This is a genomic window from Bradyrhizobium sp. 1200_D9_N1_1, assembly GCF_052075915.1.
Classification (GTDB): Bacteria; Pseudomonadota; Alphaproteobacteria; order Rhizobiales; family Xanthobacteraceae; genus Bradyrhizobium; species Bradyrhizobium diazoefficiens.
This window is the reverse complement of sequence record NZ_CP197226.1, coordinates 236,084-262,183: the sequence shown is the minus strand read 5'-3', so window position 1 is coordinate 262,183 and position 26,100 is coordinate 236,084. Positions and strand designations below refer to the sequence as shown.

Here is a 26,100-nt window from a genome sequence, read left to right as displayed (position 1 = left end):
TCGCACGTCCTGATGAAAGGCAAATCCATGTCCGCCGCCACGCCACTCTGGACAACATTCCTGCGCTTCCTCGCGCCCCTGATGCTGAGCAACGCGCTGCAATCGCTGTTCGGCACGGTCAGCAACGTCTATCTCGGCCAGATGATCGGCGTCGACGCGCTCGCGGCGGTCTCGGCGTTCTTTCCGGTGATGTTCTTTCTGTTCGCCTTCGTCATGGGCTTGAGCACCGGCGCCACGGTGCTGATCGGCCACGCGTTTGGCGCCGGTGAACATGGCCGGATCAAAATCGTTGTTGGCACGACGCTCGCGGTCGGCCTGCTGCTCTCGATCTCGATTGCACTGGTCGGCGGGCTGTTCAGCCGGCCATTGATGATGGCGCTCGCCACGCCCGCGGACATCCTCGACCAGGCCAGCGCTTATGCGCGCGTCATGCTGCTCACGATGCCGCTCGGTTTCGTCTTCCTGCTGATGACGGCGATGATCCGCGGTGTCGGCGATGGGCTCACGCCTCTGCTGGCGCTGGCGCTGTCGACCGCGATCGGCCTGATCCTGACGCCAATGCTGATCCGCGGCGCGTTCGGATTGCCGGCGGCCGGCATCACCAGCCCGGCATGGGCTGCCGCGATCGCCAACATTGCGACGCTGATCGTGCTGGCCCTCTATTTGCTGCGGAAGAAACATGCGCTTGCTCCCGATGCCGCGCTGCTGCGTCATCTGCGGCTCAACGGCGCGGTGCTCGGCAAGGTCCTCGGCATCGGATTGCCGAGCGCGATCGGCATGGTGGTGATGGCGATCGCCGAGCTGGTGCTGCTCGGCCTCGTCAACGGCTTTGGCTCCGACGCCACCGCGGCCTATGGCGCCGTCAACCAGGTGATGGGCTATACGCAGTTCACGGCGATGTCGATCTCGATCACAGTCTCGATCCTCGGCGCACAGGCCGTCGGCGGCGGCGACAGGGACCGGCTCGACGGCATCGTTCGCACAGGCCTCGCGTTCAACCTCGTCCTGACCGGCGGCCTCGTGGCGTTGATCTATCTCGCGCCACGCGCCGTGCTCGGCATCTTCATCACCGATTGCGCCGTGCTCGATCTGGCGAAGGAGTTGCTCACCATCGCCTTGTGGAGCTCGGTGCCGTTCGGCCTGGCAACGGTGTTTTCCGGCGCCATGCGCGCCGCCGGCGTGGCGCTGACGCCGATGCTGCTTTCGATCTTCGCGATTCTCGCGATCGAGCTGCCGGCCGCGGTCATCCTGAGCCGCACGATTGGCCTGAAGGGCGTATGGGCCGCCTATCCGATCGTGTTCTGCGCCATGTTCGTTTTGCAGATGGGCTATTATCTCCTGGTGTGGCGCAAGCGGACGATCCGGCGTCTGATCTGAGCCGGATCATCAAGGTATTATGACCATCATTAAACGGTGGACCTGTGGCGCGCGCTGCGCCAGAATGGACGAAAAGCCAGATCAAAAGTCAGGTCAGGGAGAACGATTTTGACCCGCACAGCCCCGCAATTCCTGTTCGATTTCGGCAGCCCGAACGCCTATCTCAGCCATCTGGCGATCCCGGCGATCGAGCAGCGCATCGGCGTCAAATTCGAGTATGTGCCGATCCTGCTCGGCGGCATCTTCAAGTCGACCAACAACAAGTCGCCGGCCGAGACGCTCGCCGGCGTCAAGAACAAGCGTGAATTCCAGGCGGTCGAGACCGAGCGCTTCATCAAGCGCTTCAAGGTTCAGCCCTATGTCTGGAATCCGCACTTCCCCGTCAACACGCTGAACCTGATGCGCGCCGCGATCGCGGCGCAGCTCGAGGGCGTGTTCGAGAAATACGTCGAGGCCGCCTTCCACCACATGTGGCGCGAGCCGAAGAAGATGGACGACCCGGAAATCGCGGCGAAGGCGCTGGCATCCTCCGGCCTCGATGCGCAAAAGCTGTTCGCCCGCGCCCAGGAGCCCGAGGTCAAGGGCAAGCTGATCAAGAACACCGAAGAGGCGGTCGCGCGCGGCGCGTTCGGCTCGCCGACCTTTTTCGTGGGCAACGAGATGTTTTTTGGCAAGGAGCAGCTGCGCGAGGTCGAGGAGATGGTATCGGGAAAGTGATTCCCGCATCTCCCGGAAAGCTAGCAATCTCCCCCGATGCCATCCTGGCCTAGTCGCAATTGCGCACCAGGTCAGAGCGACGTCCAAGAAGCGATAAGAGCAACAACAAGGAAGATCCCATGCGCATCCTCGTGGTCGGCGCCGGCGCCATCGGCGGCTATTTTGGTGGCAGGCTGTTGCAGGCCGGCCGCGACGTCACCTTCCTGGTCCGGCCGCGGCGCGCCGGCGAGCTTGCGAGCGCCGGCCTCGTCATCAAGAGCCCGAACGGCGACGTGACTCTGAAGGCTCCACCGACGGTCGAGGCCGACAAGCTGAAGGACAAGTTCGACGTCGTGCTCCTGAGCTGCAAGGCGTTCGATCTCGACGATGCCATCAAGTCGTTCGCGGCGGCGGTCGGGCCTGATACGGCGATCATTCCGATGCTGAATGGCATGAAGCATCTCGATACGTTGGATGCCAGGTTCGGCAAGGAGCGCGTGCTCGGCGGGCTCTGCGCCATCGCAGCGACCTTGAGCGAGAAGCGCGAGGTGGTGCAGCTCCAGCCGATGCAGGCGATCAGCTACGGCGAGCGCGACGGCAAGCTGTCCGACCGGGTCCGGGCGATCGACGAAGCCTTCAAGAGCGGCATCGTTGGGGCCACCGCCAGCCAGAACATCATGCAGGACATGTGGGAGAAGTGGGTGTTCCTCTCCTCGCTCGCGGCCTCCACCAGCCTGATGCGCGCCTCCGTCGGCAACATCCTCGCCGCCCCCGGCGGCAGGGATTTCCTGCTCGGCATACTCGATGAGACCAGTGAGATTGCCACCGCGTCAGGCTATCCGCCAGGAGGCCCGTTCTTCGAGCGGGTGAAGGGCAACCTCACCACCGAGGGCTCGCCGATGACCGCCTCGATGTTCCGCGACATCAAGGCCGGCCTGCCGGTCGAGGCCGATCACGTCGTCGGCGATCTCATCGCACGCGGCGATGCCGCCAAGGTGCCGCTGCCGAAGCTGCGCATCGCCTATACGCATTTGAAGGCGTATGAGAAGCAGCGGGCGGGGTAGCGGCCCGCTACACACTCGGGTGTCGTCCCGGACAAGCGTAAGCGCAGATCCGGGACCCATAACCACGAGAATACATCGTACGCGACGTCGTCACTCCGAGTCCCCATAACCACATCTTTCTGTGGTTATGGATCCCGGATCTGCGCGCGCTTGGGGCGCGCTTGTCCGGGATGACGGCGGAGTGTGGAGCTACTGCAAATGCGCCAGATAATGCGCGACCGCCGTAATCTCTTCTTCGCTCATCGCGTAGGCGACATCGGCCATCGCGGCGACGCCGCCGCCGACGCGCTGGCCGGCCTTGTAGTCGTGCAGCGCCTTCACGAGATATTCCTCGCGCTGGCCGGCGAGGCGCGCGACGGCCTTGGTGCCCGCGTAAGTGTCCGTGTGGCATGAGGCACAGCGGCGACCGGCCGCGACTTGTGTGCCTTTCTTCGACAGATCGGGATCCTGGTCTTCCGGCCCCTTCGGCGGCGCGAGCTGCGAGAAGTAAGCCCCTAGATTGCGGATGTCCTCGTTGTTGATCTCTTCGACGATCGGCTGCATCTGGTCGTTCTTGCGCGAGCCGGCGCGGAAGAACACCAGCTGCCATTGCAGGAATTGATCGGGCTGGCCCGCGAGCGAGGGGATGTTCTCGGTCTGCGAGATACCGTTCTCGCCGTGACAGCCGGCGCAGACCTCCGCCTTGGCCTTGCCGGCGGCAGTGTCGGCGGCATCGGCCGGGCAGAAGCCCAGCGTGACAAGCGCAATCGCGCTGATTGCGTGCGAGATGAACTGCCGGCGCATGATGGGGATTCCGATCTATCGAGATTGTCATTCCGGGGCGTGCGAAGCACGAGCCCGGAATCCATAACCACCAGTCGTGGTTATGGGTTCCGGACTTGCGCGCAAGGGCGCGCAATCCGGAACGACGGTCATTCACGAAAAAGGCTGCGGCCGCCTCATGCCCACCGCAGCCTTTGATTCGCCCGCGCGCTACTTCTTGCTGTAGCTGATGCGATAGATCGCACCGGCCCAGTCGTCGGCGACGAGGATCGAACCGTCCTTGGCGAGGATGATGTCGTTGGGACGGCCGAGATAGCCCTGGTCACCCTCGATCCAGCCGGAGGCGAACACCTCCTGCTTGGCATTCTTGCCGTCGGGCCCGACGATCACGCGCATGATGCGGCCGCCCTGGTACTTGTGGCGATTCCAGGAGCCGTGCTCGGCGATCAGGATGTTGTTCTTGTACTCGGCGGGGAATTGATCGCCGGTGTAGAACTTCATGCCGAGCGGAGCGACGTGCGCACCGAGATTCAGCACGGGCGGCGTGAACTCGGAGCACTTGTGACCCATCGCGAACTTCGGATCGGGCAGGTCACCCTGGTGGCAATAGGGATAGCCGAAATGCTCGCCCATCTTCGAGATCATGTTCAGCTTGTCGCTGGGCAGATCGTCGCTGATCCAGTCGCGGGCGTTCTCGGTGAACCAGTACTTGCCGGTACGCGGATCGACGTCGCCGCCGACCGAGTTGCGAACGCCGAGCGCATAGATCTCGGCGTTGCCGGTCTTGGGATCGACGCGGCGGATCTGCGAGACGCTGGTCGGGGGAACGCCGACGTTGAAGGGCGGTCCGAACGGCAGGTAGAACCAGCCTTCCTTGTCGACTGCGATGTACTTCCAGCCATGCGCGGCATAGGAAGGCATGTCGTCATAGACGACCTTGCCGTCGCCGAGCTTGTCCAGATTGGTTTCCGCGTTGTCGTAGCGGATCAGCTTGTCGACCGCGATGACGTACAGCGCGCCGTCCTTGAAGGCGAGACCGGTGGGCATGTTCAGCCCCTTCAGGATGGTCTTGACCTCTTTCTTGCCGTTGTTGTCCTTGATGGCATAGACGTTGCCGAGGCCGAACGAGCCGACGAACAGCGTGCCCTTGTCACCCCAGGCCATCTGCCGCGCGGCGAGAACGCCGGGTGCATAGACCTCGATCTTGAAGCCGGCAGGCAGCTTGATCTTCTTCATCATCGCCGCGAGCTCGGCCTCCGACGCACCGGTCGGCGGACCCGACGGCGGCGCGAGGCCCTTCTGCGCCTCGGTCTCGTCGCCCAGGAACCAGTCATCCGGCGGATGGGTCCAGAACTCCTTGGTGCCGGATTCGTATTTCTTCAGCGGCTTGTTCTTGTCCTGCTGTTGCGCATTGCCGGCGCTGGTCCCCGCGAGAAGCGCAACCGCTGCAAGCGCCAGGACGGATTGAAAGACGGATTGAAAGACGGATTGATGGAATTTCATCGCGTCACTCCCCTAAGGCAGCCGTCAGGGCTGCACGTTATTTTGTTTTGCTAGTCGAGAGGCGAAGTTTGGAGCCTGTCGAGGCGACAGACGCAAAAAGGTTAGCACATCTGCGAGCGGTGAGAAGCGCGCCGCGTGCACTGCGGTTGCGCTCAATAAAAATTGAGGCGGAATTTCTCCGAACGCGAACGCGGCGACGAAAACGGCCTCGCTGCAACGCGGCATCGACATGGCGCGTGGCTGATTTTCGGGCAGTGGGAGAGGCAGCCGCACAAAAAACGCGAAAACAACCCCATGCACAGTAGAACGGCAAAGACCATGTTGCGCCCGGTGGCGCCGGACAGACGTTTGACGCGTCGAGCAAAACAGCAACTTCGGCGCTTACGAGGCGACGGGGTAAGGTCCGTCGTCGAACACCGCGTCATGATAGCCCTTCGACCCGATCTCGCGCGCCAGCGTGCTGCGAAAATCCTGTCCCGCGCGGAGGCTGTGCAGCACATGCGCGAAGTCGAATTCCGGCCGCCACCCCAGCTCGTGCCGCGCACGATCGTTGACGTAGACGCGATCGATCTGCGGAAACAGGCGCCAGCCGTTCGCCGCATAGAGCTGCGCGCAATCCGGATAGAGCTCGCGCACGACGCCGGCCGCGTCGCGCGCCAGCGCCACGAGATGGTGCGGCTCGAACGGGCTCGTGGCCGACACGATGTAGCGGGCGAAGCCGAGGTCGGGCGCGCGCTGGACGGCGAGCAGATGGGCGCTCACCGCGTCCGCTATATCCAGCCGGCGATAGAGCAGCTCGTTGGCCTGCGCGTTGTCCAACGCGTAAGCCGACCGCATCGAAGGATCGTCGTCGTCCTCGGGGAAGAAGCGCGAGGTCCGCAAGACGACGACCGGCAGCCCGCGCTCGCGAAAGAACAGCTCGCACAAACTCTCCGCCATCAGCTTGGTCGTGCCGTAGATGTTCTTCGGCACCGGCGACAGGTCCTCGGTGACCCACACCGCGGCCTGTCCGGCCTCGGGGCGGAGCTGCGAGCCGAACGCGCTGGTGGTGCTGGTGAAGACGAAGCTGCGCACACCGGCGGCCACGGCCGCCTCGAGCAGATTGAGCGTGCCGGTGACGTTGGTGTCGACGAAATCCTGCCTGCCGTGGGTCGCCACATGCGGCTTGTGCAGCGTCGCGGTGTGGATCACGGCGGTGACGCCGTCCATCTGGCACCGCACGAAGTCCGGATCGACGATCGAGCCGACGGCATCGGTGAAGGGCGATGGCTTCAGGTCGACCCCGCGCACAGCGGACCCGCGCCCGCGGAGCGTGCGGAGAAGGGCCTCCCCAAGATGGCCAGCGCTGCCGGTGATGAGAATTGTCATTGCAGACCCAATACAGCCGCCAGCGGCGTGGAAAACCACGGCCCGACCCGGTTTGGCTGGATGCTCTGGGAAAAATTGGAGCGGGCGAAGGGGCTCGAACCCTCGACCCCGACCTTGGCAAGGTCGTGCTCTACCACTGAGCTACACCCGCATCCTGTGTCGGTCGCGTGACGCGCCGGCAACGGCTGTCGTATGCCAAAAGCGGGAGGGGAATGCAACAGCTACCGGCGGCATAGATTGGTATCTTCGGGCCTATATGGACCCCGAAATTGGCCAAATCGACCGAAAATGCCCCGGAACCGGCGAATCGGCCGCGACGGATTGAAATTCGGCCGCCCCGGCCCAATTTAGGAGCCGACAACGAAGCATATGCATTGGCGACGTGCTAAAGACCCGCCATTCCAGACATGAGACGAGGGAATCCCGTGACGATCATCGACCAGGGTAACGGAGCGGCGGGCCCGGCTGCGGCCGATCTGATCAAGGACACCACCACCCAGACCTTCGTGAAGGACGTCATCGAGGAATCGAAGCGCCAGCCGGTGCTGATCGATTTCTGGGCGGAGTGGTGCGGCCCCTGCAAGCAGCTCACCCCCGTGCTGGAAAAGGCGGTCAAGGCGGCCAAGGGCAAGGTCAAGCTGGTCAAGATGAACATCGACCAGCACCCGGCGATCCCGGGCCAGATGGGCATCCAGTCGATCCCGGCCGTGATCGCCTTCGTCAACGGCCAGCCGGCCGACGGCTTCATGGGCGCGGTGCCGGAGAGCCAGCTCAACGCCTTCATCGAAAAGCTGACCAAGGGCGTGACGGCGCCGGGCGAGCCCAATATCGCCGAGATCCTGCAAGAGGCCGAGGCGGTGCTCGCCGAGGGCGACGCCGCCGCCGCGGCGCAGATCTATGCCGAGGTGCTCTCGCACGATTCGACCAACATCGCGGCGCTCGCGGGCCTCGCCAAGTGCTACACCGTCTCGGGCGCGATGGAGCAGGCCAAGCAGACGCTGGCCATGGTGCCGGAATCCAAGCGCAACGACCCCGCCGTGAAGGCCGTGCAGACCGCGATCGATCTCGCCGAGCAGGCGGAGCAGCTGGGGCCGGTGGCGGAGCTGGAACAGAAAGTCGCCGCAAATCCGCTCGATCATCAGGCGCGCTTCGATCTCGCGACCGCGCTCAACGCGCAGGGCAACCGGGCAGCCGCGACCGAGCAGCTGCTCGCGATCATCAAGCGCGACCGCAAATGGAACGACGACGGCGCCCGCAAGCAGCTCGTGCAGTTCTTCGAGGCCTGGGGCGGCACGGATGATGCAACCGTCGAGGGGCGCAAGCGCCTGTCGACCATCCTCTTTTCGTAGGCGCGCGGCTATTTTTGGAGCATGATCTTGTCGGAAAACCGCTTCGCAATTTGCGCCAACGCGGCCCTCCGGCTCCGGATCATGCTCTAGCGCGCGGGACTTCAGCGGGGACCAGATGCCGATCAACATCGAATATCGCGGGCCCGCCGACCTTCCGGAGATCATTCCGGTATTCCCATTGCCGGGCGCGCTCTTGCTGCCGCGCGGCCAAATGCCGCTCAACATCTTCGAGCCGCGCTATCTCGCGATGGTCGACGATTCCTTCCGCGACGGCCATCGCCTGATCGGCATGATCCAGCCTGACGTGGCGCACTCGCCGAAGAATTCCGACAAGCCGGCGCTGTTCCGCGTCGGCTGCGTCGGCCGCATTACCCAGCTCGCCGAATCCGGCGACGGCCGCTACATCCTCGAGCTCACCGGCGTCTCGCGCTTCAAGGTGGTCGAGGAGCTCGAGGTGCTCACCGCCTACCGGCAGTGCAAGGTGGATTTCTTCACCTATGTCGACGACTTCACCGCGCGGATGGGCGAGGACGAGGTCGATCGCGAGGCGCTGCTGGCGGTGCTGGCGGACTTCTTGAAGGCCAACAATCTCAAGGTCGACTGGGAGGGCGTCGAGAGCGCGCCCAACGAGGCGCTGGTCAACGCGCTGGCGATGATGTCGCCCTACGGCCCCGCGGAAAAGCAGGCCATGCTGGAGGCGCCCGACTTGAAGACCCGCGCCGAGATCCTGATCGCGGTGACCGAGATGGACCTCGCCAAGAAGCGCACCAGCGGCGATCCGCCGTTGCAGTGAGGGCCTGAATGCTCAGGCCGCGCGAACGGCTGCGCCGGCACCTCGCCGTAGCATCCTGGCGATGTCGGATGCAGGCATCGGCCGGCTGAAATAGTAGCCTTGCGTTTCGAGGCACCCCTCTTCGCAGAGGATATCCAGCTGCTCCTTGGTTTCGACGCCTTCGGCGGTCGTCGTCTTGCCGAGGCTGACTGCGAAACGAACCACTGCGCGCGCGAGATGGCGCGCCTCTGCCCTTGCGCTCGAAAGTTCGTTGACGAAACTGCGATCGATCTTGATCTTGTCGAATGGGAACTTTTGCAGAAAGCTCAGCGATGAATAGCCGGTGCCGAAATCGTCGAGGGCGATTCGCACACCGAGCTCGCGCAATTGGCCGAGGACGGCGAAAACGGCTTCGCTGTCATGCATGATCACCGTCTCGGTGACCTCGAGCTCGAGCCTGTGCGGCGCAACTCCCGAACTCGCCAGCGCGCCGATAACGACTGGAACAAGCTCCTTGCTCCTGAACTGAGCGGGAGACAGGTTGACCGCGATCCTGACATGCGGGGGCCATTTGGCGGCTTCCGCGCAGGCGGCTCTCAGGACCCATTCTCCCAGCGGCACGATCAAGCCGGTCTCCTCCGCGAGCGGGATGAATTCGCTCGGCATGACCAGACCTTGTTGCGGGTGATGCCAGCGTAGCAAGGCCTCGAAACCATTGACCTTGCCGGTCGCGGGGCTGACGAACGGCTGGTAGTGGAGCTCGAACTGACGGCCGACAATCGCATCCCGCATGTCGCGCTCCAGGTTGCGTCGCGCATGCATGAGCTCGTCGAGTTCCGGCTCGAAGAAGCGGAATGCGCCGCGTCCGCCACTCTTGGCCGAGTAGAGGGCGAGATCCGCGCTCTTCATGATCACGTCGGAATCGTTGCCATCGCGCGGCGCGATGCGATGCCGATGCTGGTGCCCACCGTGACCCGGTGATCGCCGAGATCGAACGGCTCGCAAAGCGCCTTCCTGATGTTCTCGGCAAGGGCGGCGGCCTCCACGGCCGGGTTGGTCACGTAATCGATCACGGCGAACTCGTCGCCGCCCAGCCGTGCGATCAACGCGGTTTCCGTCGTGCATTCGCGCAAACGCGTGGCGACGGCGCGCAGCAGGGAATCGCCCGTCGGATGTCCCAGCGTGTCGTTGACTTCCTTGAAGCGGTCGAGATCCAGCATGAGCACGGCCAGATCGAGGCCGCCATTGCGCGTAACCGCGATGGCATGCTCCATCCGCTCCCTGAGCAGCACGCGATTCGGCAGATCGGTCAACGCATCGTGTTGTGCCATATGAGCGATCTTGGCCTCGGACCGGCGCTGCTCGGTGACGTCAAGATGCGTAGCCACCCACCCGCCGCCGGCCATTGGCTGTCGCGTCACGCAGATCAACCGACCATCCGTGAACTCGTCGATTCTGCTCGAGACTGCATCGAACGGCAACGCAGCCAGTTTCGAGAGGAATTGCTCGGCAGCGCCTTCGCTGGTGTCGCTCTTGAGGATGCCGGTCACGACGCGATGCCTGATGATGTCGGCGTGCGGTGTCCCCGTTCTCAACAGTTCCGGCGGCAGCTGATAGAGTCGAGCATAGCGCTCGTTGCAGACGACAAGCCGCTTCTCCGCATCGAACATGCACAGGGCCTCGACCATGTTGTTGATGGCCGTATCGAGCCTGAGTTTCTGCTCCTGGATTTCCTGTTGCGAATCTTCCACCTGCTGCCGGGCGAGCGAGAGCTCACTGATGATTTGCTCGAATCTGCTGGTTCTGGTCGCAAGGCGGCGATCCGCCAGCACGCCGACGAAGCTCATCCCGAGCACCGACAGGGCCACGCCCGCAATTGCCACGGCGAGGAAGGTCGGAGAAAGCGACAATGTATCGCTTGCCAGCGTAGGGTCTGGAACGATCTGCACGGCCCCCATGGCCGTGAAATGGTGCGACACGATGGCGAGCGTCAGCAGCAGCGCCGCAGCAAAGGTCCCCCACTTGTCCTTGTGGCCCAGGGCAACGGCGAGCGCAGCATAGCCCAGCACCATGCCGAGGCCGATCGAGATCAACACCAGCCCCGGCGACCAGGTCACGCGACCCGGGACCTCGAGGGCCCACATGCCGATATAGTGCATGCTTGCAATGCCCGCGCCGATGATGCCGCCACCGGCAGCTGCGCGCCACTGGCCGGAATTGTTGACGGCAACGCCAAAACCGCCCGAGGTCAGAATCATCGCCGCGGCGAGCGACAGCACCGTCAGAACGAGGCCGTAATTGGTCGGGACGCCGGGCTCGTAGGCGAGCATCGCGACAAAATGCGTTGCCCAGATTCCGTAGCCGATGGCGGCGCCGGCAATCGCAACCCAGATCAACCGCGCCCAGGCCCGCGAGGCGACCGCACGATGAAAGATGCTGACCGCAACGATACTTGCAACGAAGCATACCAAGCCGGCAAGCAGGACGAGACGCCAATCGTGCTCGGCCGTGAGGCAGGAAAAAACGCGGAACATCCAATAGCGCTCCCCTCGTCAATATCGTCGATGGTGGATCGCCTAGACGTTCTTCGCGTTAATTTTGTGCAACGCCTGATTGCATGATTACCAGCGGGTTAACGCGGCCCGTGCAATCCGATCTGCGGAAATTTGCGCCATCGACGGCCGGCGGACGTGCGCCGTGATCGGCAACGAACGTCTAGAGGTGAGTGCCGATGCGCTTGCGTCCGGTGATCATCGCGCGGATCAGGTTCTCGCGCTGGAGAATCCCCATCAGCACCACGCCCACGACGTGCAGCACGACCAGGACGATGACCGCGTCCGATGAATAGTGGTGGGCGTCTTCGACCCACCAGACGCCGAAGAAGGTGACGGTCACCGACATCGCTCCCGTGATCGTGGAGACGGCGAGCGAGGCCAGCAGCGCCACCAGCATCAACGTGCCGGCGGGATTGAGACCGATGTAGCGGCCGGTCATGCCGCGGCGCAGGTTCCAGAGATAGCCTGGCGCCGCGCGAAGCCTCACGCCGACCATGCGGAAGCGCGAATAGCGGCTTCCCCAAAAACCCCAGACCAGGCGGAAGGCCAGGAGCCCAAGCACCGTATAGCCGACGATGCGGTGCAGGCGGTCAAAGACGGTGGGGGTGAACCACGCGGCCAGAACACAGATCGCCAGGGCCCAGTGCCAGAGGCGCAACGGGAGGTCCCAGACCGCGATCGTGCGCGGAGCAGTTCGATCCGCGGGGCTCCTGTCGGACGCCCCGCGCGCTTCTGGCACCGCTTCTTCGATCAAGCGAAGACCACCCTCAAGCCTTACTTTGCGCAGATCACTTCGCGCAGGTCATTTCGCCCAAGTCATTTCGCGATCGTGTGCTTCAGGCTGAGATCTTCGGGGCTGTAGAACAGCTCGTAGAGCTTGCCTTCCTTGACGCCATAGACCTCATAGCACGAGCCTTCGACCTTGGAGCGCCGCACTTCGTAACCGAGCGCCTTGGCCTTGGCTTCGGCTTCGCTCGCCGGCTTCCACGACGCCTTGTCGAGCTTGGTGCAGTTCTTGAAACCGTCGGCCATGGCGGCGGATCCCGTGCCAATCCCGATCGTCAGTACCATGGCAACAACACGAATGACCTTCACGAACGTCTCCTCCTTTGTCGTGAGCGCTGCGCGAGAAGCCGCGAAGCGGGACGGAAGGAAGCAAAGCACATGATGAAGTCAATGCGGCTCGGAGCCGGTTCGCTTTAGAGATATTCTAACGATCCGAGAAAGATCAGCGCTCTCCGCATGCAGCACGCATTTGAACGACCGCTGCGGCCTTACGTCTCACGGGCCGGAGGCACGCTGCCGCCGGGCTGGTCATCCCTGGATCGCGCTTCGCGCAGCGGGGTAGTTGCGTTGCAGCCAGTCCGCCCAGGAGAGCCGTCCGCGAACGCCTTGGCTGACGACGAAGCCCATGCCGCGCGCCTTCGCGTCCGAAAGATTCATCGGCAGGATTTTCCGATGCAGCCCCCGGGCGTCCTGATACCGGCGGGCCAGCGAGACCAGCTCGATATCTTCGGGGCCGCCAATCTCCGCACGCTCGCCACGCGTCCCGTCGAAGGCGCAGGCCACGACGTGGTCGGCGACATCCGACGTATCGACGGGATTGAACAGCGTCGTCGGCACCGGCCACACTGGAAGCCAGGCGAGGCCCGAGAGCAGCCTGTCGAGCAGATAGTAGAACGGCATCGCGCGAACCACCGACCAGGACAGTGCTGATGCACGCACCAGCCGTTCGCCGGCAAGCTTGACCCGCGCGTAGGGCAGGGTTGCCTCATCGAGGCCGACGATCGAGACGTGGAGGAAGTGCCGCACCCTGGCCTCCCCGCAGGAGGACAGCAACCGCGCGGTGCCCTCGACGTCCACGGCGGAGGGCGAGGTGAAGAAGTCTGTCGGGCGAATGCCGCCGCGCCGCGCGATCGGCGAATAGGTCGCCGCGTTGATGACCGTGTCGACGTCATGCAGCGCGTCCCGCAACCCGGCGCCTGTGGCGAGGTCGCCGATCGCCCATTCGACGTCCGGTCGCGTGCCCGGCGATCGCGCAAGCACCCGGACGTGACGTCCGCTGCGAACGAGGCGATCGACGATATCCCGGCCGAGATGGCCCGTGCCCCCGGTGACGAGTGTCAGAGCCATGTTTGAAGCTCCATCTGCAACGGCTCGCCGTTCGCCGTAGCGGGAAGGCGTTCACGGCGAGCTCAGTAGCCGGCAACCGTCATGGCAACGACGGCGCTGAGCGCCATCCAACCAAAGTGCCGGCCGCGTGTCGCCCATGCGTTGGCGAAGGCGGAGAAACCGAACACGCAGGCCATGGTGATGACGATCCAGTGGCGCGCCGGCGCCGAGTCCATCCAGGGCGCCGCGATCAGGAGCACGCCGCCGCCGATCCAGGCGACGGTCGATGCCTGCCAGACCAGGCGGATCAGGGTGCGCAGCCGTTCCGGCTCGATGCTCGCGTGAGCAAAGACCTTGGTCTCGCCGAGGATGCCATGGATGAGGGCCACGACGATGGTCAGGACGCCGGCGCACTGGAGCAACAGATCACGCATCGATATCTCCGTACATAACTGTATGGAGACATAGGGGCTGGCCTGCCGCCTGTCAATACACTAGTGTATGGTCAAGTTCCGGGAACCTGGCATGACCGAACAGCTCTCCGCCGACGATTGGATCAAACAGGGGCTGAAGGCGCTCGCGAAAAGCGGCTTCACGGCGCTGAAGGCCGACCCGCTGGCAAAGGCCATCGGGGTTTCGCGCGGCAGCTTCTATTGGCATTTCGCCGATCTCGGCGCGTTCCATGCCGCCGTGCTGAAACGCTGGCGCGAGATCGCGGCCGAGCAGATCATTGCCGATGTCGAAGCCGCCGGCGACGAGCCGCTGAAGGCGCTGCTGCGCAGGTCCTTCGGCGCGCGGCTCGATCTCGAACGCGCGGTCCGCAACTGGGCGGCATTCGATGCCGCCGCGCAAGCCGCGGTGCGCGCGATCGACCGCCGCAGGCTCGACTATATCGAGCAGCTCCTGGACAAGCGCGGGCTAGACCCGGCGACGGCGCAGGCTCGCGCGCAGATCCTCTATTGGACATTTCTCGGCTTCGCCCTGTCGGGCCCGCCGGTGCCGGTGGCACGGCTCCAGGGCCTGCTCGACGACCTGCTACGGATGATCTCCGCCGAGTGACCCGTTCCAATAGAACGGGTCACTCGGCGGGCGCGAATTTCTGTGCTAGAGGCAGCCCATCGCCGGAGACCACAATGAACGCGCCCACCGAACGCCCCGAAACCAGCGTCGATCCGAAATTGCTGGAGATTCTGGTCTGCCCGCTGACCAAGGGTCCGCTGGAGTTCGATTCCGCAAAGCAGGAGCTGATCTCGCGCAGCGCCAAGCTCGCTTACCCGATCCGCGACGGCATCCCGATCATGCTGCCGGAAGAGGCGCGGAAGATCGATTGAGGTCGCAGTTTTGCGCAGCGGCCGCGCAACAATCGCGATGTCGTCCTGGCGAAGGCCAGGACCCATAACCCCAGGGAGGGGTTTGGCGCGAAGCTGGTAACTCCGAGTCTTCGCAAAACTATTGCTGCGGCGTATGGGTCTCGGACCTGCGCGCGCTTGGGGCGCGCTTGTCCGGGACGACGAGCGGAGGGTGGAGCGCCAGCGAGGATAAGAACTACAGCGCCTCGCCCTTCAGCAGCCGCGGCACCTCGCCCGTCAGGCCTGCGGCCTGGCGGATAAAGAGATTCTTCAGCGGCGGGGCGCGGTCGACGAGGCCGAGGCCGATGTCGCGCACGGTGCGCAGCAGCGTCGACTGGTTGGAGAACAGGAAGTTCAGCGAGTTGGTGGCAACGCCCATCGCCATGGTGTCGAAGCGGCGCCAGCGCTGGTAGCGCTCGAGCACGTCGGCCGCGCCGAGATCCATGCCGAGCCGCGCGGCATCGACGACGACCTCGGCCAGCGCGGCGACGTCCTTCAGCCCCATGTTGAGGCCCTGGCCCGCGATCGGGTGGATGACGTGGGCGGAATCGCCGACCAACGCGAGGCGCTCGGCGATGAAGGAGCGCGCCACGAAATAGGACAGCGGAAATGCGCGCGGCTTGTCGAGCGCCTTGACCTCGCCGAGATGCAGGCCGAAGCGCTGCTCGAGCTCGCCGTGAAACTCTTCGTCGCTGAGCGCGATGATGCGCGCGGCCTCAGCCCGGCGCTCGGTCCAGACCAGCGAGGAGCGCTTTCCGGACAGCGGCAGGATCGCGAAGGGACCTGCGGGCAGGAAGTGCTCTTCGGCGCGGCCTTCGTGGTCGCGCTCATGGCCGACGGTGACGACGATGCCGGACTGGTCATACTCCCAGCCATTGGTGGCGATGCCGGCGCGCTCGCGCAGCTTCGACCTCGCACCATCGGCGGCGACCAGCAGGCTGGCCGCGATCACGCTGCCGTCGCCGAGCGTCACGTCGATGCCGTCGGAGCGGGCGTCGTAGGAGGCGACCGTGGTGGCGCGGAGATCGATGCCCTCGGCCTCGGCACGCACGACCAGCGCGTCGATCAGGCGGCGGTTCTCGACCATGTGCGCAAAGGGCTCGCCCGGCGCGACGTCGCCGGCGAAGTTGAGGAACACCGGACGCGTGGCGTCCTCCAGCTTGGAATCGGTGACGACCATGTCGAGGATCGGCTGCGCCTCGCCCCTGACGTCGTCCCAGGCACCGATCGCCTCGAACAGGCGGCGGCAAGCGGCGACGATCGCGGTGGCGCGCGGGTCCCGGCTCGGCCGCGTGCTGAGCGCGGGATCGGCGACGATGACGGGAATCTCGGGCCCGAGCCCCTGGCGGAGCGCCAAGGCCAGCGCCAGGCCCGCAAACGCGCCGCCGCCAATGACAATGCTACCCTGTACCGACATACCAAGCTTCCCGGCCAATACTTCGCCTGTTCTTGGTCTTGCTAGCAGACTTGAGGTGGGCGAAACAGTGCGGTGAAACAAGGGCGGAACGGCCCAATTCCGTCATTCCGGGGCGCGGAAGCGCGAACCCGGAATCCAGAGGTTATCGCTCGGGATTCCGGGTTCATCGCTGGCGCGATGCCCCGGAATGACGAGATTTTCGAAAGCACCATCATGTCCAAAAGCCTGATCGACCTGATCTCGATCCTCGACCTCGAACAGCTCGAGGTGAACCTGTTCCGCGGCAACAGTCCGAAGACGAGCTGGCAGCGGGTGTTCGGCGGCCAGGTGATCGGGCAGGCGATGGTCGCGGCCTGCCGCACCGTCGAGGGCCGGCTGCCGCATTCGCTGCATTGCTATTTCATCCTGCCGGGCGATCCGCAGATCCCGATCATCTACCAGGTCGAGCGCCTGCGCGACGGCAAGAGCTACTCGACCCGCCGCGTCACCGCGATCCAGCACGGCAACGCGATTTTCTCGATCATGGTGTCGTTCCATGCCGAGGAGGAGAGCGCGTTCGATCACCAGGACAAGATGCCGGACGTGCCGCCGCCGGAAAAGCTGACGGCGGAGGAAGTGGCGAAGCAGCCGCTGTTCAAGGAGATGCCGGAGTTCATTCGCCGCTACTATGAATCCGACCGTCCGATCGAGCTGCGCCCGGTCGAGCTCGGCCGCTACTTCGGCCAGAAGATCGAGGACGGTCGCATCCACGTCTGGATCAGGACCGCGGCGAAGCTGCCCGACGATCCGGCGCTGCACATGTGCGCGCTGGCCTACGCGTCGGATTTCTCGCTGCTCGATGCGATCATGGCGCGCTACGGCCGCACGCTGTTCGACAAGCGCATGATGCCGGCGAGCCTTGACCACGCGATGTGGTTTCACCGCCCGTTCCGCGCCGACGAATGGCTGCTCTACGCCCAGGATTCGCCGAGCGCGCGAAGCGGCCGCGGGCTGACCCGCGGCTCGATCTTCAAGCCCGACGGCACGCTGGTCGCCTCCGTCGCGCAGGAAGGCTCCGTGCGCGAGCGGAGGGCGTAACGCCTAGAGGGAGCCGCGGGGGGCGAGCTCGGTCTGCGACGCAAACCAGTTCATGATCCAGCGATACACCCACGGGATCGGGATGATGAGGCTGAACAGGATTGCGGCCACGATTCCGCGCCAGAGAATCTCAAGACCGCTGCCCTTGAAGACGATCTCGCGCCGCGTGCCTTCAATGCTGCGGCAGAACCAGCGCATCTGAGCCGCGGCAACCCAGGCCCAGCCGACGATGGTAATGATCGAGATCGCGAACAGCAGATTCCAGCCGACATAGGCCCAGACCGAGCCGGTGAAGCTGATGCCGAGCGGCTGCCCATTGGAGGCGAGGTTCGCGACGATCCATTTGATGAGGAGCCAGTAGAGAACGATCTGCACGAGGAACAGCAGGTTGCTCAGCAACTGGCTGCCGATGAAGCCGATCGCGATCGCCAGAACGATGAAGCCGAAAAACCAGGGCACCAGCGCCATCGCATTGCCGGTGAAGCTGAGGTTCGGGCGTCCCGGGACCTTCACGCAAGGCACGATCCATTTTGTGTACCAGACGAAGACCCACGGCGCCGGGATGACAAAGCACATGCCTATCAGCATCACGATGCTACGCCAGGTGAATTCGAGGATGCCAAAATCGACCGACAGTGATCCGCCGGCGGCGCCACCATTGCCGCGGCCGCCCATCGTCGGCGGACCACCGGCCGGGATCATCGGCGGCGCGCCGCCGCCGACCAGGCCGGGGATCTCGGCGGCCTTCTGCCAGCCGGCCATGCCTTCGGTCCACACCAGCGTATCCGGGCGCACGACGCCCTGGGCGATGAGGTCGCGGAACTGCCCTTCGGGAAAGGGCCCCTGCTGCTTGCCCTCGGATGCGTAGAACCAACTCGCCATGAAACGTCCCCCTCAAACATACTTATGTACCGGCTGGGACGCTTCGGTTCACCGCATCCATGCCAAAAATGCATTGTGACGGATGAACGGCTGCCCTGTACAGAGGCGGCCGTTCACAACGCCAAACGTTTTTCCGCTTCAATCTGCAACTTTTTTATGCCATTTGCCCGGAAAGATGCCAGATTGACGCTGCGCCGGGGACATACGGCGCGGCGCATCCCGGGGAATAGGCCTGACCATGAAACTCGTCGTCGCGATCATCAAACCCTTCAAGCTCGATGAGGTCCGCCAGGCCCTGACGGCGATCGGCGTCCACGGCATGACCGTGACCGAGGTAAAGGGTTATGGCCGCCAGAAGGGCCACACCGAGATCTATCGCGGCGCGGAATATGTCGTGAACTTCCTGCCGAAGCTGCGCATCGAGATCGCGGTCGCCTCCGACGTCGCCGACAAGGCGGTCGCCGTGATCACCGCCACGGCGCGCACCGGGCAGATCGGCGACGGCAAGATCTTCGTCACGCCGATCGACCACGCGCTGCGCATCCGCACCGGCGAAACCGACAGCGACGCGCTCTAACGATTCTTCTTCGATCGCGCCGGGCAACGACGCCACAGCTGCGACGCAATTTCTATGCTGGGGGAAATGACATGGCGGGATTGTTGCGCCGCGCGGCCGTTGTAGCTGCGCCGGCCGGACTTATGTCGATCGTTGCCGCGCCGGCGCAGGCCGCGGGTTCCGAGATCAACACCGCCGACACCGCCTGGATGATCGTCGCCACCGCGCTGGTGCTGATGATGACGATCCCCGGCCTCGCGCTGTTCTATTCCGGCATGGTGCGCAAGAAGAACGTGCTCGCCACCATGGCGCAGAGCCTTGCCGCCGTGACGATGATCTCGATTCTCTGGGTCGCGTTCGGCTATTCGCTCTGCTTTGTCGGCGACGGCCCCTGGATCGGCACGCTCGACCGCTGGTTCCTGGCGGGCATGACGCTCGACAGCGTCAACCCGGCCGCGAAGACCATCCCGGAATCGCTGTTCATGCTGTACCAGATGACGTTTGCGATCATCACGGTGGCGCTGGTCGCGGGCTCGGTCGCCGACCGCATGCGGTTCTCCGCTTATCTGCTGTTCTCGGTCGCCTGGTTCATCTTCGTCTACATTCCGCTGGCGCATTGGGTGTGGGGCGGCGGCTTCCTCGCCAGCATGGGCGTACTGGATTTCGCCGGCGGCCTCGTGGTGCATCTGTCGGCCGGCACCGCCGGCCTCGTCGCCGCCAAGGTGATGGGGCGCCGCCACGGCTACGGCACCGAAAATCTCTCGCCGTTCGATCTGTCGCTCGCCGTGATGGGCACTGGCCTGTTGTGGGTCGGCTGGTTCGGCTTCAACGGCGGTTCGGCCGGCGCGGCCAATTCGCGCGCGGTGCTGGCGATCATCGCGACCCATCTGGCGGCCTGCTCCGGCGCGCTGACCTGGGGCGCAATCGAATGGTCAACGCGGCGCAAGCCTTCCGTGCTCGGCATGATCTCCGGCGCGGTCGCTGGCCTCGGCACCATCACGCCGGCTTCGGGCTTCGTCGCGCCGTGGCATGGCATCGTCATCGGCATCATCGCCGGGGCGGTTTGCTACTGGGCCTGCACCTGGCTGAAGCACCGCTTCGACTATGACGATTCGCTCGACGTGTTCGGCGTCCACGGCATCGGCGGTCTGACCGGCACCCTGCTCGCCGGGGTGTTCGCAACCAGCGCCATCGGCGGCACCGCCGGCCTGCTCGAAGGTCATCCGCGGCAGCTTCTGATCCAGCTTTATGGGGTCGCCGTCACCTTCGTTTGGGCGGCAGGCGTGAGCTTCATCCTGCTCAAGCTGGTCGGCCTGTTCGTGCCCTTGCGCGTATCCCGTGAGCACGAGCTCGAGGGACTGGATATTTCGCAGCACGGTGAGGCCCTGCAGTAAGCTGCGGGCGAGCGGTTCGAGGAATCGAGCAGCCTAAGGTCGCCCAGGGCTTGCGCAACACATAAGTGTATGCTTATGTGTTGCCATGATCGAAGCCGACATCTTCAAGGCGCTGGCCGACCCGACGCGTCGAAGGGTCTTTGAGAAGCTCGCTGGCGGAAGCCTGAATGCGAGCGCTTTGCGCGACGGATTGGAGATCAGCCAACCGGCGATGTCGCAGCACCTCGCGGTGCTGCGTGCGGCAGGTCTGGTGCGTGAACAGCGGCAGGGCCGCTTTGTGAACTACGAAGTCGACCCGGACGGAATCGTCGCCATCGGGGCATGGCTTGCGCGCTACCGGGCCTACTGGCCGAAGCGCATGGAAGCACTCGCCGATCTCCTCAAGGACATGGATCAATAAGGACCTGGATTAATAAGGACCTGGACCGATGAGCGACGCCGCGAAGCCTGATCGTCCCGACGAAGCCCTGGTGCTTGAATATGATTTCGATGCGCCGCCGGCAAAGGTCTGGCGCGCCGTGACCATTCCGGCCTTGCGCGAGCGCTGGTCGCCGGATTGCGACCTTGCGGGCGCCGAGCCGGAATCAACGATCGCAGGCGAAGAGGTGCGCTACCGGCTTCGCGATTCAGAGCCGCCGTTTCGCGAGAGCCACGTCATCTTCCGGATCGAGCCGAACGAGGACGGCGGCACCCGCTTCCGCATCATCCAGCAAGCCTGCGACGACCTCGCGAAACTGCCGCAGCCGGCCAACACCAATTGCCGCCTGATGATGGCGGCCTGACAGCAAAAGACTTCATCACCTGCAGACATGGAGGTCGCCAATGCGCGACATGCTTCAGCTCGTCCCTATGGTTGTCGAACAATCTGCCCGCGGCGAGCGATCCTTCGACATCTATTCGCGGCTCCTGCGCGAGCGCATCATCTTCCTCAACGGCGAGGTCAATGATGCGATGTCCGGACTGGTCTGCGCGCAATTGTTGTTCCTGGAGGCGGAGAATCCGAACAGGCCGATCAATCTCTACATCAATTCCTATGGCGGCGTAGTCACCAGTGGACTGGCGATGTACGACACCATGCAGTTCATCAAGGCGCCGGTTCATACGCTGTGCATGGGCACCGCGCGCTCGATGGGCTCGTTCCTGCTGATGGCCGGCGAGCGAGGTCACCGCGCCGCGCTGCCCAATGCGAGCCTTCACGTGCATCAGCCGCTCGGCGGCTTCCAGGGCCAAGCGTCCGACATCCTGATCCATGCCAACGAAATGCAGGAGACCAAGCGGCGCATCACCCGGCTCTACGCGCAGCATTGCGGGCGCACTGAGGCGGAGGTGGAACGAACCTTGGACCGCGACCACTTCATGACTGCACAGCAAGGGGTCGAATGGGGATTGATCGACCGGGTCTTTGCGGAACGCGACGCTACCTGACGGTCCGACGGCGGCTTCGGCCGGATACCGTCCGGCGAGCTTTGTTCTGCCCGAGCGGCTCGGCCGGTTGCGCGCATCCCGTGGGCACGAGCTCGGGGGGTTCGGTATTTCGCCGCACGGCGAAGCACTTCAGTAAGCTTTGCCCATAATTAGATACCTTCCAGCTGCCCGACACGTGAGCAACATTGTGTCGGCAGCCTGTCGTGCCCTCATTTTGAGCAGTCGTGACCAGCTTTTGAGCGCGACGTAATAGCGCACTGCACCGCGATACCCGCGAAACGCGAAAACCCCCGCTTTCATAATCCGTTAGGCAACACGCCCGTTCTGGCACGGCATTTGATTCTAGGGGGCGTGGCTGTGCCCGCGTAGTGAAACTTCTCCCTCGTGGCGAACCAGTCGAGAAACGCCCGGCCACGTCCGGACCGGGCCCAAGCGGGGATAGGACCCATGAAAATTGTTATGGCGATTATTAAGCCATTCAAGCTGGAAGAAGTCCGTGACGCCCTGACCGCCATCGGCGTTCACGGTCTCACGGTGACGGAAGTCAAGGGGTATGGCCGCCAGAAGGGCCATACGGAAATCTATCGCGGCGCTGAATATGCCGTGAGCTTCCTGCCCAAGATCAAGATCGAGGTCGCTGTCGCCTCCGACCAGGTCGACAAGACCATCGACGCCATCACGTCCGCCGCGAAAACCGGACAGATCGGCGACGGCAAGATCTTCGTCATCAACCTCGACCATGCGGTTCGTATCCGCACCGGCGAGGCCGATGCCGCGGCCCTTTGATTTCGCGCTCAACCTTATCCAATCAGGAGTAAATAATATGACGTTCAAGCGTCCCTATGGCGCGGGATTGGCGGCTCTCGCAGTCGGCCTGTTCGCTGCGACCGCAGCCTATGCCGAGCCAACGGTCAATAAGGGAGACAACGCCTGGATGCTGACATCGACAGTCCTCGTGCTGTTGATGACGATCCCGGGTCTTGCGCTGTTCTACGGCGGTCTCGTCCGTTCCAAGAACATGCTCTCGGTCTTGATGCAGGTCTTCTACACCGTCTGCGTCGTCACCGTGATCTGGGCCGTGTACGGCTACAGCCTCGCCTTCACCGGCGGTTCCGACTTCATCGGCGGCTTCTCCAAGGCCTTCATGATGGGCGTCACCACCGACTCGAAGGCCGCGACCTTCTCGGTCGACGCCAACATCTCGGAGCTCATCTATATGTGCTTCCAGATGACCTTCGCGGCGATCACGCCGGCCCTCATCGTCGGCGCCTTCGCCGAGCGCATGAAGTTCTCGGCGATCGCTCTCTTCATCCCGCTCTGGGTCACGCTGATCTACTTCCCGATCGCGCACATGGTCTGGTACTGGCCCGGCCCGGACGCGATCCAGGACGCTGCCAAGGCTCTGGCTGCGGCGACTGATGCGGCGGCGAAGACCGCGGCGCAGGCCAAGCTCGACGAGATCAACGCCGACGCCGGCTGGATCTTCAAGAAGGGCGCGATCGACTTCGCGGGCGGCACCGTGGTGCACATCAACGCCGGCATCGCAGGTCTCGTCGGCGCTCTCCTGATCGGCAAGCGCACCGGCTACGGCAAGGAGCTGATGGCTCCGCACTCGCTGACCATGTCGATGATCGGCGCCTCGCTGCTCTGGGTCGGCTGGTTCGGCTTCAACGCCGGCTCCAACCTCGAAGCCAACGGCGGCGCTGCCCTCGCCATGACCAACTCCTTCGTCGCCACCGCAGCCGCCGCGCTGTCGTGGATGTTCGCGGAGTGGATCGTGAAGGGTCACCCGTCGGTGCTCGGCGTCATCTCCGGCGCTGTCGCGGGTCTCGTGGCCGTCACGCCCGCCGCCGGCTTCTCCGGCGTCATGGGTGCGATCGTCCTCGGTCTCGTGGTCGGCGTGGTCTGCCTGTTCTTCTGCACCGTCGTGAAGAACGCGATCGGCTACGACGACTCCCTCGACGTGTTCGGCGTGCACTGCATCGGCGGCATCGTCGGTGCTCTCGGTACCGGCATCCTGGTGAACCCCGCCCTCGGCGGCGCCGGCATCATCGACTACACCGCGATCCCGCCGAAGGTTGCCGATTACGACTTCGCGGCGCAGATGGTGTCCCAGTTCTGGGGCGTCTGCACCACGCTGGTGTGGTCGGGCATCGGTTCGGCGATCCTCTACAAGGTCGTCGATGTGATCGTTGGCCTCCGCGCCAATGTCGAGAGCGAGCGTGAAGGCCTCGACATCACCGAGCACACCGAGCGCGCCTACAACATGTAACGTCTCCTCCCGGGCACGGTCTCCTCGGAGACCGCGTCCACAACTACGGTTTGGGCACATACCCGGCAATGCCCCGACCGTTGAGGGGCTCCAGCGCAAGCTGGAGCCCCTTTCTTTTTGCGCCGCGCGGCAAAGAAGCAAAGAAAAGGATTGCCATTCCAGATTGCCGGCGCAGAAATATCGACCACAACGAACAACAAACCGGGAGGTCGTCATGCGTTTGGAAGGCGGATGCTATTGCGGCGAAGTGCGCTACGTGGCCGAGGGCGACCCGATGATGCAGGCGCAGTGTCATTGCCGCGAGTGCCAGTACATCTCGGGCGGCGCGCCCAACACCTTCATCGCGATGCCGGTGGCCGGCTTCAGCTACATCATCGGGCAGCCCAAGCAGTTCACCCGCAAGGACCTCGAGCGCGCCGTGACGCGCGAGTTCTGCCCCGAATGCGGCACCCATCTGGTAACCAAGGTTCCGGGCCTCCCCGCAGCGATCCTGAAGGTCGGCACGCTGGACGAGCCCGAGCAGTTCCATCCGCAGATGGCGATCTACACCTGCGACAAGCAGGAATTCCACGCCATCCCCGCCGGCATGACGACGTTCGAGAAGCTGCCGGGGCACTAGTCCACGATGACGGCGCGCGCCCTCCCCCGCATGCGGGGGAGGGCGAGGGCAGGGGAGAGGGTGTCTCAACATCGGGACAGTCCCTCTGCGGAGAGAACCCTCATCCGCGCCTTCGGCGCGACCTCTCCCGCAAGCGGGAGAGGTGGAGGAACCAGCCGGCCCTGTAGCCCACCCATCCCGTTGTTGTCCGGCCTCAATATTCCCGCTCTGGACGGGGGCGGCGGCCGATGGTTAATCGCGTCTTAACCTCGCCCTATCTATGGTGAACTGAACCGCTTCCCGCCGGCGCCTTGGTGCGACCGGCTGTTCCAAGAGTGCTGGCGTCCAGAATGGCTATGACCGCTTCATCCCGTGCGCCGCAGGCCAGCGGAAGCTCCGATTCCGAACGCTCGCCCTTCGTCCGGCTGAACGAGCTGCTGGCCCCCCATCAGCCGGGTAAGCCCTTGATTACGCTTGCGGTCGGCGAGCCTCAGCATCCCGTGCCCGATTTCGTCGGCCCGGTCCTGGCCAAGCACACCGCCGATTTCGGCCGTTACCCGATGAACCAGGGCACCGAGCCGTTCCGGAAAGCCGCGAGCGCCTGGTTGTCGTCGCGCTTCAAGCTGCCGCGGCCGCTCGACCCCGCGAGCGAGCTTCTCGTCCTCAATGGCAGCCGCGAGGGGCTGTTCCTCGCCGCGATCACGGCCGCACGCTATGTCAGCCCGCGCCCCGGCAAGCCCGCCATCCTGATGCCGAACCCGTTCTATCCGGTCTATGGCGCCGGCGCCCGCGCAGCGGCTTGCGAGCCGGTCTATCTGCCGACCACCGTCGAGAACGGCTTCCTGCCCGATCTCGACGCCATCGACGAGGCGACGCTGGCGCGCACGGTGGCGTTCTATCTGGCCTCGCCCGCCAATCCTCAGGGCTCGGTCGCCAAGCCCGACTATTTCGAGCGGTTAAAGCAACTCGCCGACCGCTACGGCTTCGTAATCCTCAGCGACGAGTGCTATTCGGAGATCTACACCCGCGAGGCCCCGGGCAGCGCGCTCGAATGTGCCGGCCCCGACTTCACCCGCGTGGTTGCGTTCCAGTCGCTGTCGAAGCGCTCCAATTTGCCGGGCCTGCGCGTCGGGTTCGCCGCCGGCGACAAGAAGTTCATCGGCATGTTCCTCGAGCTGCGCAACATCGCAGCGCCCCAGGTGCCCGTGCCGCTCCAGCATGTCGCCACCGTCGCCTATGGCGACGAAGCGCATGTCGAGGAGAACCGCAGGCTCTACCGGATCAAGTTCGACCTCGCCGACCAGATCATCGGCAATCGCTACGGCTATCGCCGGCCCGACGGCGGCTTCTGCGTCTGGCTCAACACGTCCGAGCTCGGCGACGACGTGTCGATCACGCTCAGGCTCTTCAAGGAAGCCGGCGTGCGCGTGGTGCCCGGCAGCTATCTGGCGCGGCTCCAGCCCGACGGCTTCAATCCCGGCGCAGGCTACATTCGCCTCGCGCTGGTGCAGGATGGCGAGACCACGGCACAGGCGCTGCACCGCCTGGTCGAGACTCTGGGTTAGGCGGGGC

27 protein-coding genes, 1 tRNA gene and 1 pseudogene are annotated in these 26,100 nt (G+C 64.3%); 18 read left to right on the top strand and 11 right to left on the bottom strand.

Features of this window, described 5'->3' with window-relative positions:
* The first annotated feature begins 27 nt into the window (after positions 1-27).
* The 3 genes from AB5K84_RS01230 (at position 28) to panE (ending at position 3,137) form a co-directional block, all read left to right on the top strand.
* Positions 28-1,377 (top strand): MATE family efflux transporter, encoded by a 1,350-nt coding sequence (locus AB5K84_RS01230; protein WP_171463729.1) that lies wholly within the window; start codon positions 28-30, stop codon positions 1,375-1,377.
* Between the two features lie 108 nt (positions 1,378-1,485).
* Complete coding sequence (locus AB5K84_RS01225) at positions 1,486-2,094, top strand: 2-hydroxychromene-2-carboxylate isomerase (protein WP_028174966.1); 609 nt, start codon at positions 1,486-1,488, stop codon at positions 2,092-2,094.
* A 119-nt stretch (positions 2,095-2,213) separates the two neighbouring features.
* Positions 2,214-3,137, top strand: a complete 924-nt coding sequence (gene panE / locus AB5K84_RS01220; protein WP_011083418.1) for a 2-dehydropantoate 2-reductase — start codon at positions 2,214-2,216, stop codon at positions 3,135-3,137.
* Between the two features lie 189 nt (positions 3,138-3,326).
* Here the strand turns inward: panE and AB5K84_RS01215 are convergent, their stop codons facing one another.
* The 4 genes from AB5K84_RS01215 to AB5K84_RS01200 form a co-directional block, all read right to left on the bottom strand.
* The gene (locus AB5K84_RS01215) at positions 3,327-3,920 is read right to left on the bottom strand and encodes a c-type cytochrome (RefSeq protein WP_011083419.1); all 594 of its coding nucleotides are present in this window, start codon (positions 3,918-3,920) and stop codon (positions 3,327-3,329) included.
* A 189-nt stretch (positions 3,921-4,109) separates the two neighbouring features.
* The gene (locus AB5K84_RS01210) at positions 4,110-5,402 is read right to left on the bottom strand and encodes a PQQ-dependent sugar dehydrogenase (protein WP_011083420.1); all 1,293 of its coding nucleotides are present in this window, start codon (positions 5,400-5,402) and stop codon (positions 4,110-4,112) included.
* Between the two features lie 381 nt (positions 5,403-5,783).
* Positions 5,784-6,770: an NAD-dependent epimerase/dehydratase family protein gene (locus tag AB5K84_RS01205; RefSeq protein WP_038965112.1), complete on the bottom strand. Its 987-nt coding sequence runs from the start codon at positions 6,768-6,770 to the stop codon at positions 5,784-5,786.
* A gap of 76 nt (positions 6,771-6,846) precedes the next feature.
* Positions 6,847-6,921, bottom strand: a tRNA-Gly gene (locus AB5K84_RS01200).
* 274 nt (positions 6,922-7,195) lie between these two features.
* On the opposite strand from AB5K84_RS01200, the gene trxA reads away from it, so the two are divergent.
* Positions 7,196-8,119 (top strand): thioredoxin, encoded by a 924-nt coding sequence (gene trxA / locus AB5K84_RS01195; protein WP_028174970.1) that lies wholly within the window; start codon positions 7,196-7,198, stop codon positions 8,117-8,119.
* A 115-nt stretch (positions 8,120-8,234) separates the two neighbouring features.
* Positions 8,235-8,912 (top strand): LON peptidase substrate-binding domain-containing protein, encoded by a 678-nt coding sequence (locus tag AB5K84_RS01190; RefSeq protein WP_011083424.1) that lies wholly within the window; start codon positions 8,235-8,237, stop codon positions 8,910-8,912.
* Between the two features lie 12 nt (positions 8,913-8,924).
* Here the strand turns inward: AB5K84_RS01190 and AB5K84_RS01185 are convergent.
* Positions 8,925-11,362: pseudogene (locus tag AB5K84_RS01185) on the bottom strand (EAL domain-containing protein).
* Between AB5K84_RS01185 and AB5K84_RS01180 the strand changes: the two are divergent.
* Positions 11,318-11,512, top strand: coding sequence for a hypothetical protein (locus tag AB5K84_RS01180; RefSeq protein ID WP_441232801.1), 195 nt, complete (start codon positions 11,318-11,320; stop codon positions 11,510-11,512). The pseudogene AB5K84_RS01185 and the gene AB5K84_RS01180 overlap by 45 nt on opposite strands.
* A gap of 94 nt (positions 11,513-11,606) precedes the next feature.
* On the opposite strand, the gene AB5K84_RS01175 is transcribed toward AB5K84_RS01180, so the two are convergent.
* The 4 genes from AB5K84_RS01175 to AB5K84_RS01160 all read right to left on the bottom strand — a co-directional run bounded on the left by AB5K84_RS01175 (position 11,607) and on the right by AB5K84_RS01160 (position 13,992).
* Complete coding sequence (locus AB5K84_RS01175; RefSeq protein ID WP_038965113.1) at positions 11,607-12,200, bottom strand: cytochrome b/b6 domain-containing protein; 594 nt, start codon at positions 12,198-12,200, stop codon at positions 11,607-11,609.
* Between the two features lie 62 nt (positions 12,201-12,262).
* Positions 12,263-12,541: a PepSY domain-containing protein gene (locus AB5K84_RS01170; RefSeq protein WP_028174973.1), complete on the bottom strand. Its 279-nt coding sequence runs from the start codon at positions 12,539-12,541 to the stop codon at positions 12,263-12,265.
* Positions 12,542-12,760: 219 nt separating this feature from the next.
* Positions 12,761-13,579: an SDR family oxidoreductase gene (locus AB5K84_RS01165; RefSeq protein WP_011083428.1), complete on the bottom strand. Its 819-nt coding sequence runs from the start codon at positions 13,577-13,579 to the stop codon at positions 12,761-12,763.
* Between the two features lie 62 nt (positions 13,580-13,641).
* Entirely contained in the window at positions 13,642-13,992 is a 351-nt protein-coding gene (locus AB5K84_RS01160; protein ID WP_011083429.1) for a hypothetical protein, read from the bottom strand.
* Positions 13,993-14,083: 91 nt separating this feature from the next.
* On the opposite strand from AB5K84_RS01160, the gene AB5K84_RS01155 reads away from it, so the two are divergent.
* Both AB5K84_RS01155 and AB5K84_RS01150 read left to right on the top strand, forming a co-directional pair.
* Positions 14,084-14,617, top strand: a complete 534-nt coding sequence (locus AB5K84_RS01155) for a TetR/AcrR family transcriptional regulator (RefSeq protein ID WP_038965114.1) — start codon at positions 14,084-14,086, stop codon at positions 14,615-14,617.
* A gap of 74 nt (positions 14,618-14,691) precedes the next feature.
* Positions 14,692-14,889: a Trm112 family protein gene (locus tag AB5K84_RS01150; protein WP_011083431.1), complete on the top strand. Its 198-nt coding sequence runs from the start codon at positions 14,692-14,694 to the stop codon at positions 14,887-14,889.
* A 214-nt stretch (positions 14,890-15,103) separates the two neighbouring features.
* On the opposite strand, the gene AB5K84_RS01145 is transcribed toward AB5K84_RS01150, so the two are convergent.
* Complete coding sequence (locus AB5K84_RS01145; RefSeq protein ID WP_011083432.1) at positions 15,104-16,324, bottom strand: ubiquinone biosynthesis hydroxylase; 1,221 nt, start codon at positions 16,322-16,324, stop codon at positions 15,104-15,106.
* 213 nt (positions 16,325-16,537) lie between these two features.
* Between AB5K84_RS01145 and tesB the strand changes: the two genes are divergently transcribed.
* The gene (gene tesB, locus AB5K84_RS01140) at positions 16,538-17,401 is read left to right on the top strand and encodes an acyl-CoA thioesterase II (protein ID WP_028174978.1); all 864 of its coding nucleotides are present in this window, start codon (positions 16,538-16,540) and stop codon (positions 17,399-17,401) included.
* 3 nt (positions 17,402-17,404) lie between these two features.
* Here tesB and AB5K84_RS01135 read toward each other — a convergent pair whose 3' ends face one another.
* Positions 17,405-18,283 (bottom strand): DUF4339 domain-containing protein, encoded by an 879-nt coding sequence (locus tag AB5K84_RS01135; protein ID WP_011083434.1) that lies wholly within the window; start codon positions 18,281-18,283, stop codon positions 17,405-17,407.
* 238 nt (positions 18,284-18,521) lie between these two features.
* Between AB5K84_RS01135 and AB5K84_RS01130 the strand changes: the two genes are divergently transcribed.
* The 9 genes from AB5K84_RS01130 (at position 18,522) to AB5K84_RS01090 (ending at position 26,093) form a co-directional block, all read left to right on the top strand.
* On the top strand, positions 18,522-18,860 hold the full coding sequence (locus AB5K84_RS01130) for a P-II family nitrogen regulator (RefSeq protein ID WP_008142802.1): 339 nt from the start codon (positions 18,522-18,524) through the stop codon (positions 18,858-18,860).
* 71 nt (positions 18,861-18,931) lie between these two features.
* Positions 18,932-20,233, top strand: coding sequence for an ammonium transporter (locus AB5K84_RS01125; protein WP_038965115.1), 1,302 nt, complete (start codon positions 18,932-18,934; stop codon positions 20,231-20,233).
* A gap of 85 nt (positions 20,234-20,318) precedes the next feature.
* Positions 20,319-20,633, top strand: coding sequence for an ArsR/SmtB family transcription factor (locus AB5K84_RS01120; RefSeq protein ID WP_011083437.1), 315 nt, complete (start codon positions 20,319-20,321; stop codon positions 20,631-20,633).
* A 28-nt stretch (positions 20,634-20,661) separates the two neighbouring features.
* Complete coding sequence (locus AB5K84_RS01115; RefSeq protein ID WP_011083438.1) at positions 20,662-21,015, top strand: SRPBCC family protein; 354 nt, start codon at positions 20,662-20,664, stop codon at positions 21,013-21,015.
* A gap of 40 nt (positions 21,016-21,055) precedes the next feature.
* Entirely contained in the window at positions 21,056-21,658 is a 603-nt protein-coding gene (locus tag AB5K84_RS01110; protein ID WP_011083439.1) for an ATP-dependent Clp protease proteolytic subunit, read from the top strand.
* Between the two features lie 447 nt (positions 21,659-22,105).
* Positions 22,106-22,444, top strand: a complete 339-nt coding sequence (locus tag AB5K84_RS01105) for a P-II family nitrogen regulator (protein ID WP_008142813.1) — start codon at positions 22,106-22,108, stop codon at positions 22,442-22,444.
* Between the two features lie 37 nt (positions 22,445-22,481).
* A complete protein-coding gene (locus AB5K84_RS01100) occupies positions 22,482-23,930 on the top strand; it encodes an ammonium transporter (RefSeq protein WP_038965116.1) in 1,449 nt (482 codons plus the stop codon).
* 214 nt (positions 23,931-24,144) lie between these two features.
* Positions 24,145-24,549: a GFA family protein gene (locus AB5K84_RS01095; RefSeq protein WP_011083442.1), complete on the top strand. Its 405-nt coding sequence runs from the start codon at positions 24,145-24,147 to the stop codon at positions 24,547-24,549.
* Positions 24,550-24,878: 329 nt separating this feature from the next.
* Complete coding sequence (locus AB5K84_RS01090) at positions 24,879-26,093, top strand: aminotransferase class I/II-fold pyridoxal phosphate-dependent enzyme (protein WP_063921599.1); 1,215 nt, start codon at positions 24,879-24,881, stop codon at positions 26,091-26,093.
* The last annotated feature ends 7 nt before the right edge of the window (positions 26,094-26,100 follow it).